This is a genomic window from Kitasatospora sp. NPDC056800, from assembly GCF_042789775.1.
Lineage (GTDB): Bacteria > Actinomycetota > Actinomycetes > Streptomycetales > Streptomycetaceae > Kitasatospora.
The window spans coordinates 1-10,790 of sequence record NZ_JBHUAL010000272.1; the positions used below are offsets into that span (position 1 = coordinate 1).

The following is a 10,790-nucleotide window of genomic DNA, read 5'->3' on the forward strand; positions in this document are numbered from 1 at the left end:
CCCGAAGACGGTATGACTAGTTCTTCTGGATCTGGTCGAAGGAGAGCTCGACCGGGGTCTCCCGGCCGAAGATCTCGACCAGGCCCTTGACCTTCTTCGAGTCCGGGTTGATCTCGTTGATGGTCGCCTGGAGGGTCGCGAACGGACCGTCGGTGACGGTGACCGAGTCGCCGACCTCGAAGTCCAGCACCTGGATCTCGCTCGGCTTGATCGGCGAGGGCTTGCCGGCCTCCTTGGCCGCCTGGCGCTCGACGTCGGGGGCGAGCATCTTGACGACCTCGTCCAGGGTCAGCGGGTACGGGTCGTAGGCGTTGCCGACGAAGCCGGTGACACCCGGGGTGTTGCGCACGACGCCCCAGGACTCGGGGGTGAGGTCCATACGCACCAGGACGTAGCCGGGGAGCTTGTTCTGGCGGATGGTCTTGCGGTCGCCGTTCTTGATCTGGACGACCTCCTCCTGCGGCACCTCGGCCTGGAAGATGTACTCCTCGACGTTCAGCGAGACGGCGCGCTGCTCCAGGTTCTGCTTCACCCGGTTCTCGTAGCCGGCGTAGGTGTGGATCACGTACCACTCGCCCGGCATGAAGCGCAGGTCCTCGCGGAACTTGGCGACCGGGTCGACCTCGTCGGCCGACTCCTCCTCGGCCTCCTCGGCGTCCTCGACGGACTCCTCGGCCTCGGCGTCGCCCTCCACGTGCAGCGCGGCCTCCTCGGCGGGCTCGCCGGCCTCGGCCTCGTCGTACGCCTCGACCTCGTCCTCGTCGCTGTCCGCGGCGTCCACGATCTGCTCGGCGGACTCGGCGTCGTCAGCCGGCTCGGCCGCGTCCAGCTCGGCGGCGCCATCCGCCTCGCGGACGGTCTCGTCGGCGTCGTACAGGGGGGACTCAGACACGGTGGCGGCTTCTTTCCTGGAGATGGTGAAGGTGGCGCGCTCCTCGACCGGCCCGGCGGACGGCCGCTCGCGCGGGCGCCAGGTGAGGTCTCGGAGACTTCAACAGTACCGAGTCCACGGTAGCCGCGCGTACGTCCGGCGCCGACAGCTCGACCCGGGCCGAGTAATCGGCCCGGGTCGGGAGGCTGTTCGAGAGGTGGGGCGGCCGGTCAGCCGAAGACCAGGAGGCTCAGCTTGGAGAAGCCGTAGTCCAGGCCGGCCACGAAGGCCATCATGACCACCACGAAGGTGACGACCACGGCGGTGTAGTTGGTGAGCTCGCCGCGGGTCGGCCAGACGACCTTGCGCAGCTCGGCGATGATCTGGCGGTAGAAGAGGGCGGTCCGTGCGAACAGGCCCTTCTTGGCCCGCTTGCCCGACTTCTTCTGCTTGCCGGACTTCTTGTCGCCCTCGGCCGATGCGATCTCGGCAGCGCCGTCGGCACCCTCGGGGTTGCCGCTCTCAGGCGTTGCGGTGGAGCCCGTGGTCTCCGTCACTCGTCCTCACCTGAATCCGGGTCCTGCCGGCTTCGCCGCGCACCCGGTGGGGGCGGCCAGTCGGCTAGCGGTGCTGATCGGTGCCATCTCCGCATCAAGCCCGCTCACTCCTGTGGAGCGAACGGGCTGAAAACGGATCTAGCAGCAGGGCAAGAGGGACTCGAACCCCCAACCGCCGGTTTTGGAGACCGGTGCTCTACCAATTGAGCTATTGCCCTACGGTGCCTCGCGGCTCCGGTGGCGACCAACCTACCGTATCTCCCCCCGCTGTCTGTACAGGCGGTGAAAGCTCCGGTTGTCGGCGGGCCGTCGAGCAGCGAGTGTACGTGGTCGAGGGGTGTTTGGTCGAACTTCTTCTTCCGGCTTCTCTTCCGGACCGGCCGCTCCCCCGGCGGACGTCCGGTCCGGCGGGACCCCTTCCGACGGACCGTCGGGCCGCGATTCGGACGGGAACGTACGGATGCCGATACCCCGATGCCCGGTAGGTCCCGGTTCTGCGACGATGCAGGCATGAGCGCTTCCACCCCGCAGCCCGACCAGTCCATCCGCCCCGCCGACCGCCGGGTCTCCGCCCGGATCGGCGCGATCGCCGAGTCCGCGACCCTCGCCGTGGACGCCAAGGCCAAGGCCCTCAAGGCCGCCGGCCGCCCGGTCATCGGTTTCGGTGCCGGCGAGCCCGACTTCCCCACCCCGGACTACATCGTCGAGGCGGCCGTCGAGGCCTGCCGCGACCCGAAGAACCACCGCTACACCCCGGCGGGTGGCCTGCCCGAGCTGAAGGCCGCGATCGCCGCCAAGACGCTGCGCGACTCCGGCTACGAGGTGGACGCCTCCCAGGTGCTCGTCACCAACGGCGGCAAGCAGGCGATCTACGAGGCGTTCGCGGCGATCCTGGACCCGGGCGACGAGGTCATCATCCCGGCCCCGTACTGGACCACCTACCCGGAGTCGGTCCAGCTGGCCGGCGGCGTCCCGGTGGAGGTCGTCTCCGACGAGACCACCGGTTACAAGGTCTCGGTCGAGCAGCTGGAGGCCGCGCGCACCGAGAACACCAAGGTGGTGCTGTTCGTCTCGCCGTCCAACCCGACCGGCGCGGTGTACACCGAGGCCGAGGCCGAGGCGATCGGCCGCTGGGCGCTGGAGCACGGCCTGTGGGTGCTCACCGACGAGATCTACGAGCACCTGGTGTACGGCGACGCCACCTTCACCTCGCTGCCGGCCCTGCTGCCCGAGCTGGCCGAGAAGTGCATCGTGGTCAACGGTGTCGCCAAGACCTACGCGATGACCGGCTGGCGGGTGGGCTGGGTGGTCGGCCCCAAGGACGTCATCAAGGCCGCGACCAACCTCCAGTCGCACGCCACCTCGAACGTCTCCAACGTCGCCCAGCGCGCCGCCCTGGCCGCCGTGGCCGGCGACCTGGACGCGGTCGCCGAGATGCGCGAGGCCTTCGACCGCCGCCGCAAGACCATCGTGCGGATGCTCAACGAGATCGAGGGCGTGCTCTGCCCCGAGCCCGAGGGCGCCTTCTACGCCTACCCGTCGGTCAAGGGCCTGCTGGGCAAGGAGATCCGCGGCCGGCGCCCGCAGACCTCCGCCGAACTGGCCGCCCTGATCCTGGACGAGGCCGAGGTCGCGGTCGTCCCGGGCGAGGCCTTCGGCACCCCCGGCTACCTGCGGCTCTCCTACGCGCTCGGCGACGCCGACCTGGTCGAGGGCGTCAGCCGGGTCCAGAAGCTGCTCGGCGAGGCCCGCGACTGACCTCGGGTCCGTCCGCCGACGTCAACCCGACGCCAGGGTTTCACCCGGCGCACCGCCCCCTTTCACCCCTTCAGGGGATGTAGAGGGGGCGGTTCCCGTTCAGGGGCCGCATACGGCAGTATCGGTGAATGGAACGCCTGTTGAACCCGCGAGACGTCAGGGGCCTCCCGAAGGCCCACCTGCACCTGCACTTCACCGGCTCGATGCGGCCCGCCACCCTCCTGGAGCTGGCGGACAAGCACGGCGTCCGGCTGCCGGAGGCGCTCAGCTCCGGCGAGCCGCCCCGGCTGCGGGCCACCGACGAGCGGGGCTGGTTCCGCTTCCAGCGGCTGTACGACACCGCCCGCTCGGTGCTGCGGGACGAGGAGGACATCCGCCGGCTGGTCCTGGAGACCGCCGAGGACGAGCGGCGGGACGGCTCCCGCTGGCTGGAGATCCAGGTCGACCCGACGTCGTACGCGCCCCGGCTGGGCGGACTGATCCCCGCCCTGGAGCTGATCCTGGACGCGGTGGAGCACGCCGCCGCGGCGACCGGGGTGGGCATCCGGGTCCTGGTCGCGGCCAACCGGATGAAGTCCCCGATGGACGCCCGGACGCTGGCCCGGCTGGCCGTCCGCTACGCCGACCACGGGGTGGTCGGCTTCGGCCTCTCCAACGACGAGCGCCGGGGCCTGGCCCGGGACTTCGACCGGGCCTTCGCGATCGCCCGCAACGGCGGGCTGCTGGCGGCCCCGCACGGCGGCGAGCTGTCCGGCCCGGAGTCCGTCCGGGACTGCCTGGACGACCTGGGCGCCGCCCGGATCGGCCACGGCGTACGGGCCGCCGAGGACCCCCGGCTGATGGAGCGGCTGGCGGACCGGCAGGTCACCTGCGAGGTCTGCCCGTCCTCCAACGTCTCGCTCGGCGTCTACGAGCGCCCCGAGGAGGTGCCGCTGCGCCGGCTCTTCGACGCCGGGGTGCCGCTCGCCCTGGGCGCGGACGACCCGCTGCTGTTCGGCAGCCGGCTGGCCGCCCAGTACGAGCTGGTCCGGGACGTGCTGGGCTTCTCCGACGCCGAACTCGCCGAGCTGGCACGGCAGTCGGTGCGCGGCTCGGTCGCGCCGGAGGCCGTCCGCAAGGAGCTGCTGGCGGACATCGACGCCTGGCTGGTCGGCGACCGCGCCCCCGCGGAAGCGGCCGCCGTACCCGCCTAGCCGCTGCTAGAGCTTGACGCCCACCATCACCGGCTCGTTCACCAGCTCCACCCCGAAGGCCGCGCGGACCCCGTCCCGGATCTCCCGGGCCAGCGCCAGCAGGTCCTCGGCGGTGGCCGAGCCGCGGTTGGTGAGCGCCAGGGTGTGCTTGGTGGAGAGCGTCGCCGGGCCGCCGCCGTAGCCCTTGCCGAAGCCCGCCCGGTCGATCAGCCAGGCCGCCGAGGTCTTGGTGCAGCCCTCCGGGGCCGGGTAGGCGGGGGCGTCCTCGGTGCCCGGGCGGGTGCGGAAGGACTCGTACTGCGCGGCCGTGAGCACCGGGTTGGTGAAGAAGGAGCCCGCCGACCAGGTGTCGTGGTCCGCCGGGTCCAGCACCATGCCCTTGCCGGAGCGCAGCAGCAGCACCGCCGTCCAGGCCGTGCCGACCGCCACCCGGGCGCCCGGCTCGACGCCCAGGTGCCGGGCGGTCTCGGCGTAGCGGACGGGGGTGGAGAGCCCGTCGTTGTCCTCCAGGCGGAACCGCACCCGCAGCACCACGTAGCGGTCCGGCTCGGCCTTGAAGCGGCTGTGCCGGTAGGAGAACCCGCACTCGGCGTTCGAGAGGGTGACGACCTCGTCGGCGGTGCGGTCGTACGCGACCACCTCGGTGATCGACTGGGCGACCTCCTGGCCGTACGCGCCCACGTTCTGCACCGGGGTGGCGCCCGCGGAGCCGGGGATGCCGGCCAGGAACTCGATGCCCGCCAGCCCGTGGTCGCGCACGGTGCGGTGGACCACCTCGGACCAGGTCTCGCCGGCCGCGACCTCCAGCGCGGTGCCGTCCAGGGCGAAGCCCTCGGTGGCGATCCGCAGCACGGTGCCGGGGAAGCCGGCGTCGCCGATCACCAGGTTGGAGCCGCCGCCGAGGACGAGCAGCGGCTCGCCGGCCGCGTCGGCCTCGCGGACGGCGGCGATCACCTCGTCGTCGGTGTGGGCGGTCACCAGGCGGCGGGCCGGGCCGCCGAGCCGGAGCGTGGTCAGCGGGGCGAGGGGGGCGTCGTTTTCTACCAGCACGCCCACCAGCGTACGGGGGAGGGGTCCGCCGACCGGAACGCGATTCCCGTCGGCGGGCCCCTCCCCTACGCCCCCGTTCAGACCCGGGCCGGCTCGGCCCGGTCCGCCGCCCGCTCCCCCGCCGCCGCGACCGGCGCCTTCCGCCGCCGCGGGATGAACACCGCGGCGAGCGCGCCGAGCCCGACGGCGGCGGCGCCGACGTACAGCGCGGGCACCAGCCCGTCCGTGAAGGCCCGCACCGACTGGTAGCCGCCCTGCCCCGAGAACACCGCCGCGAGCACGGCGACCCCGAGCGCCCCGCCGACCTCGCGCAGCGCGTTGTTGGCGCCGGAGGCGATCCCCTGCTCCTGCGGCCGGACGCTGGCCATCACCAGCTGGGCGGTCGGGCCGAAGTACAGCGACATGCCGATCCCGCAGATCACGGTGGCCGGTATCTGGGCGACGTAGTCGAGGCCGGTGCTCCCGTCCACCACCAGGCCGTACAGCGCCAGGCCCGCGGCCTGCAGCGCCAGCCCGGCGACCACGATCGGCCGGCCGCCGATCCGGTCGGAGAGGATGCCCGCGATCGGCGAGACCAGCAGCGGCATCGCCGTCCACGGCAGCATCCGGATGCCCGCCTCCTGCGGGCTGAAGCCGCCGACGCCCTGGAGGTACTGGCTGATCAGGAAGATCGAGCCGAACATCCCCAGGTACATCAGCAGGCTGGCCGCGTTGACGGCGGAGAAGGCCCGGCTGCGGAACAGTCGCATCGGCAGCATCGGGTGGGCGGCGACCCGCTGCTCGTACCGGACGAAGGCGGCCAGCAGCAGGGTGCCGCCGATCAGGGCGCCGAGGACCAGCGGGCTGGTCCAGCCGTCCGGGTTGCCGCGGATCAGGCCGAGGACGACGCCGAACATCCCCAGGCTGACCAGCAGGGTTCCGGGCACGTCCAGGGCCCGGCCCGGGCCCCGGCTCTCGCCGAGCCGCAGGTAGGCCAGCGGCAGCAGGACGAGGCCGACCGGGACGTTCACCCAGAAGATCCACTGCCAGGAGAAGTGCTCGGTCAGCGAGCCGCCGATCAGCGGCCCCGCGGCGACGGCGAGGCCGCTGACCCCCGACCAGATGCCGAAGGCCATCCCCCGCTTGCCCTCGGGCACCGCGGCGGTGAGCAGGGTGAGGGTGAGCGGCATCATCACCGCGGCCCCGGTGCCCTGGACGGCGCGGGCGGCGATCAGTTCGCCGATGCCCGGGGATAGCGCGGCCGCAGCGGAGCCGGCGGTGAAGACCGCCAGCCCGACCAGGAAGATCCGGCGGCGGCCGAAGCGGTCGCCGAGGGCGGCGCCGAACATCAGCAGCACGGCGAAGCTCAGGGTGTAGGCGCTGACCGTCCATTCGAGGTCGGACAGTCCGCCGCCGAGCTCCTCGCGGATCGACGGCAGCGCGGTGGTGACCACCAGGTTGTCCAGGGCGGCCATGAAGCTGGCCGCGCTGACGATCACCAGGGTCCAGACCGCCGCTCTGCCCATGGCAGGTTTCTCCGTCATGACGTCCCCCAGGTTCCTTAGGTAGTTATTGCTCAATAACTTCTTTGGGCCGAAAAGAGGCCGCACGGACACCCCGTGCGGCCCGTCCATCCGGGCGGCGCGCCTACTCGGGCGGCTCGCACCCGTCGAAGCCGGCCCAGATCCGGTGGTCCGGCGGATAGCCGAGCGCCACCAGGGTGTTGATCAGCATCCCGTACGCGAAGAACTGCGTGGCGTCCTTCATTCCGCCGCCGATCCGGATCCTGACCCGGTCGAACAGGTCCTCCCACAGCAGCCGGGCGGTCTCCCCCACCTCGTCCTCACCGGCCGCCCTGGCCGCGGACGCCGAGACGTAGAGCTGCATCTGCATCATGAGCTGGTCGCCGTTCTCGACCAGGCCCAGGTACGCGGTGGACATCGCCTCCGCGGCCGCCTCGCCGGACAGCCCGGCCGAGGCCTCGTCGAACACCCGCCAGGTCTCCTCGACGCAGCGCTCGGCGGCCGCGGCGAAGATCGCCTGCTTGCTCGGGAACAGCCGGAACAGGTACGGCTGCGAGACGCCCACCCGGCGGGCGATCGCCTCGGTGGAGGTGCCGTGGTACCCGCCCCGGGCGAACTCGGTCAGGGCGGCCCGGACGACGCTCTCGCGCCGCTCCTCCGCGCTCATCCGGATGCTCGACTTCGCCATGGGCCCCAAGTTAGTGGCCAATCACTATCTACGCAAGGCCCGCGCCGGCGGCCGGAGATCCCGTACGGGACCCCGGCCGCCGCGACCCCCGGGGCCGCTCAGCCGAGCCGGACGACGGCCCGGGACATGCCGAGCACCTTCTGGCCGCCCGTGGTGGCCAGCAGGTCGACCTGCACCCTGCGGTCGTCCAGCTTCTTGGCGACCTTGGCCGAGACCTCGACCACCGCGCCGACCCCGTCGTTCGGCACCGGCACCGGCCGGGTGAACCGCACGCCGTACTCGACCACCGCGGCCGGGTCGCCGACCCAGTCGGTGACCACCCGGATCGCCTCGGCCATGGTGAACATGCCGTGCGCGATCACGTCCGGCAGGCCGACCTCCAGGGCGAACTTCTCGTTCCAGTGGATCGGGTTGAAGTCCCCCGAGGCCCCCGCGTACCGCACCAGTGTGTCGCGGGTCACCGGGAAGGACTGCGCCGGCAGCTCGGTGCCGACCTCGACCTCGTCGTAGTCGATCGCCATCGCGCTCACTCCCCCGCCTCGTCGGCGGCCCGGGCCACCAGGGTCATGACCGACGTCACAACGTGCCCGCCGGTCGCGTCCGTCACCTCGCCACGCACGGTGAGCACGTCGTTGCCCGCCAGCGACTTGATGTTGTCGATGGTCACCGTGACCGACAGCCGGTCGCCGGCCCGCACCGGGCGGGTGTAGGCGAACTTCTGGTCGCCGTGCACCACCCGGCTGAAGTCCAGACCCAGCTCCGGGTCCTCGACCACCTGGCCGGCCGCGCGGTAGGTGATCACGAACGGGAAGGTCGGCGGGGCGATCACGTCGGGGTGCCCCAGCGCCTTCGCCGCCTCAAGGTCGGTGTACGCCGGGTTGGCGTCGCCGACCGCGGTCGCGAACTCGCGGATCTTCTCCCGGCCGACCTCGTACGGCTCGGTGGGCGGGTAGCTACGCCCGATGAAGGAGGGGTCGAGCGCCATGGCGGCTCCTCGGAACGCGGGTGGATACGAAAAAAACTCCGGGCCGCACCCCCTGTGAGGGATGCGGCCCGGAGCAAGAGACCTGAATTCACACAGGCCCGTCGCCCTGCAAGAGGGTCAGCGGGTCTCGCGGTGCGCGGTGTGCGAGTTGCAGCGGGGGCAGTGCTTCTTCATCTCAAGACGGTCCGGGTCGTTACGCCGGTTCTTCTTGGTGATGTAGTTCCGCTCCTTGCACTCCACGCAGGCCAGCGTGATCTTCGGGCGGACGTCGGTGGCAGCCACGGGAGTGCCTTCCTTGGACAACGAATAAGAACACAACAAGAGTAGCCGACCGGGAGTGCGATCTCCCGACCGACTACGCGGGGTAGCGGTGACCGGACTTGAACCGGTGACACAGCGATTATGAGCCGCTTGCTCTACCAACTGAGCTACACCGCCACAGTGATCCGCGGCACAGCCGGAGCTGACCGCTTCTCACCAGAGCCCCCATGCGGAATCGAACCGCAGACCTTCTCCTTACCATGGAGACGCTCTACCGACTGAGCTATAGGGGCGAACGAGGAAGAGATTACACGTTTCGCGCCCGGAGGTGAAATCCGTATCCCGCGGCGAAGACCGCAGGTGGGCGAGGGGTACGGACGGACGATCCAAGGCCCGGCGTTCGATCGGCCCGCGAGCCGCACGGCCCGACCCGATACGACTATTGCCCGCCTCCCGGCGACCCGCCCCCCGGGCCCATAGGCTCGACGCTCATTGATCGGGAGGACTGGCCGGCGGTACGGGCCAGCCGTACGGGGCCGACCGCACGGGCCGGCCCGAGAAGGAGCCGGGCGATGGACAGCGCAGCCGCCGACGGGCCGCACTCCGGGCCCGGCCCGGCGGCCAACCCGCTCGGGCACGGCCCGGTCCTGCTCCTCACCGGCGCCCGGCTGGCGGACGGGCGGGTGGTGGACGTCCGGATCAGCGGCGACCGGATCCAGGCGGTCGGCACCGTCGGCAGCCTCGGCCCGCTGCCCGCCCTGCCCGGCGCGCCCACCGTCACCACCGGCGCCCGGATCGACCTGCGCGGCTACCTGCTGCTCCCGGCCCCCGCCGAGGCGCACGCCCACTACGACACCGCCTTCTCCGCCGCCCTGCCCACCCCGCCGCCGGACACCCCGGCCGACCTCACCCGCCGGGTCACCGAGGCCGCGCTGACCTCGCTCGGCTACGGCGCCACCGCCCAGCGCACCCACGTCCGGATCGGCGACGTGCACGGGCTGCGCCGGCTGGAGGCGGTGCTGACCGCCCGGCAGGCACTGGGCGGGCTGGCCGAGCTCCAGGCGGTGGCGATGCCCCGGCTGCTCACCGGACGGGCCGGCGCGGACGGCCGGGCGCAGCTGCGCGAGGCGCTCAAGCTGGGCGCCACGGCGGCCGGCGGCTGCCCGGAGCTGGACCCGGACCCGGCCGGGTACGTGCAGCTGCTGCTGGAGGCCGCCCGGGAGGCGGACTGCCCGGTGGACCTGCACACCGGCGCCGGCGACGCCGCCCAACTCGCCCGGATGACCGGGGCGTTGGCCCCGCTGCGACCCCGGGTGGCACTCGGCCCGTGCGGGGCGCTGCCCCGGGGCGCGTCGACGGTGCTGGCGACCAGCGGGGTCCGGGTGGTCTGCCTGCCGCAGAACGGCTGCTGCACCGGCATGGAGGGCCGCTCGGCGGGCCTGCGGCCTGGCCTGGTACGGGAGTTGGCGGCCGCCGGGGTGCCGCTGGCGGCGGGCAGCGGGGCGCTGCGCGACCCGTCCAACCCGGTCGGCCGGGCGGATCCGCTGGAGTCGGCCTACCTGCTGGCGGCCGGTGGGGAGTTGACCCCGGAGGCGGCGTACGACGCGGTGGCGAACCAGGCCCGGGCGGCGCTCGGCCTGGCACCCGTCCGGGTGGACGCCGGGTTCCCGGCGGAGCTGCTGGCGGTGCGCGGGGACAGCCTGGCCGGGGCGCTCGCGGGCGGGCACAGCCGGCTGGTGGTGCACAGCGGCCGGGTGGTCAGCCGGACCAGCGCGGTCCGGGAGTTCGCGGACACGGTGGCGCTGGCGCTGCCCCGGCAGTCCGGGGGCGGGGACGGCTGAGCCGGTCCCGGAGTGGGCCTGATGGCCCCTGACGGCAGATGGGGGCGGGCCCCAGGGGGGGGGGGGCCCCCCCCCCCCCCCAGG

At 72.6% G+C, this 10,790-nt stretch carries 11 protein-coding genes and 3 tRNA genes; 3 read left to right on the forward strand and 11 right to left on the reverse strand.

Annotated features, from left to right (window positions below; translation table 11 throughout):
* Nucleotides 1-16: 16 nt before the first annotated feature.
* The 3 genes from nusG to ACFRQN_RS37320 all read right to left on the reverse strand — a co-directional run bounded on the left by nusG (nt 17) and on the right by ACFRQN_RS37320 (nt 1,646).
* Nucleotides 17-892 carry a transcription termination/antitermination protein NusG gene (gene nusG / locus ACFRQN_RS37310; protein WP_375876146.1) on the reverse strand — a complete coding sequence of 292 codons (876 nt, stop codon included), beginning with the start codon at nt 890-892 and terminating at the stop codon, nt 17-19.
* Between the two features lie 209 nt (nt 893-1,101).
* Nucleotides 1,102-1,428, reverse strand: coding sequence for a preprotein translocase subunit SecE (gene secE, locus ACFRQN_RS37315; RefSeq protein WP_049651985.1), 327 nt, complete (start codon nt 1,426-1,428; stop codon nt 1,102-1,104).
* Nucleotides 1,429-1,573: 145 nt separating this feature from the next.
* Nucleotides 1,574-1,646: transfer RNA gene (locus ACFRQN_RS37320), tRNA-Trp, on the reverse strand.
* Between the two features lie 292 nt (nt 1,647-1,938).
* Between ACFRQN_RS37320 and ACFRQN_RS37325 the strand changes: the two genes are divergently transcribed.
* Entirely contained in the window at nt 1,939-3,186 is a 1,248-nt protein-coding gene (locus ACFRQN_RS37325; RefSeq protein ID WP_375876145.1) for a pyridoxal phosphate-dependent aminotransferase, read from the forward strand.
* A gap of 128 nt (nt 3,187-3,314) precedes the next feature.
* Complete coding sequence (locus ACFRQN_RS37330; protein WP_049651987.1) at nt 3,315-4,379, forward strand: adenosine deaminase; 1,065 nt, start codon at nt 3,315-3,317, stop codon at nt 4,377-4,379.
* Between the two features lie 6 nt (nt 4,380-4,385).
* On the opposite strand, the gene ACFRQN_RS37335 is transcribed toward ACFRQN_RS37330, so the two are convergent.
* The 8 genes from ACFRQN_RS37335 to ACFRQN_RS37370 all read right to left on the reverse strand — a co-directional run bounded on the left by ACFRQN_RS37335 (nt 4,386) and on the right by ACFRQN_RS37370 (nt 9,158).
* Nucleotides 4,386-5,429: a UDP-N-acetylmuramate dehydrogenase gene (locus ACFRQN_RS37335; protein ID WP_049651994.1), complete on the reverse strand. Its 1,044-nt coding sequence runs from the start codon at nt 5,427-5,429 to the stop codon at nt 4,386-4,388.
* Between the two features lie 77 nt (nt 5,430-5,506).
* A complete protein-coding gene (locus tag ACFRQN_RS37340) occupies nt 5,507-6,952 on the reverse strand; it encodes an MFS transporter (RefSeq protein ID WP_049651988.1) in 1,446 nt (481 codons plus the stop codon).
* A 103-nt stretch (nt 6,953-7,055) separates the two neighbouring features.
* Entirely contained in the window at nt 7,056-7,619 is a 564-nt protein-coding gene (locus ACFRQN_RS37345) for a TetR/AcrR family transcriptional regulator (RefSeq protein ID WP_234348396.1), read from the reverse strand.
* A 98-nt stretch (nt 7,620-7,717) separates the two neighbouring features.
* Nucleotides 7,718-8,140, reverse strand: a complete 423-nt coding sequence (locus tag ACFRQN_RS37350; protein WP_049651990.1) for a MaoC family dehydratase — start codon at nt 8,138-8,140, stop codon at nt 7,718-7,720.
* 5 nt (nt 8,141-8,145) lie between these two features.
* Nucleotides 8,146-8,604, reverse strand: coding sequence for a MaoC family dehydratase N-terminal domain-containing protein (locus ACFRQN_RS37355; RefSeq protein WP_049651991.1), 459 nt, complete (start codon nt 8,602-8,604; stop codon nt 8,146-8,148).
* Between the two features lie 117 nt (nt 8,605-8,721).
* Complete coding sequence (gene rpmG / locus ACFRQN_RS37360; RefSeq protein WP_006604855.1) at nt 8,722-8,886, reverse strand: 50S ribosomal protein L33; 165 nt, start codon at nt 8,884-8,886, stop codon at nt 8,722-8,724.
* Between the two features lie 83 nt (nt 8,887-8,969).
* Nucleotides 8,970-9,042: transfer RNA gene (locus ACFRQN_RS37365), tRNA-Met, on the reverse strand.
* A 43-nt stretch (nt 9,043-9,085) separates the two neighbouring features.
* A tRNA-Thr gene (locus ACFRQN_RS37370) sits at nt 9,086-9,158 on the reverse strand.
* 279 nt (nt 9,159-9,437) lie between these two features.
* Here ACFRQN_RS37370 and ACFRQN_RS37375 point away from each other — a divergent pair.
* On the forward strand, nt 9,438-10,706 hold the full coding sequence (locus ACFRQN_RS37375) for a hydrolase (RefSeq protein WP_074003979.1): 1,269 nt from the start codon (nt 9,438-9,440) through the stop codon (nt 10,704-10,706).
* The last annotated feature ends 84 nt before the right edge of the window (nt 10,707-10,790 follow it).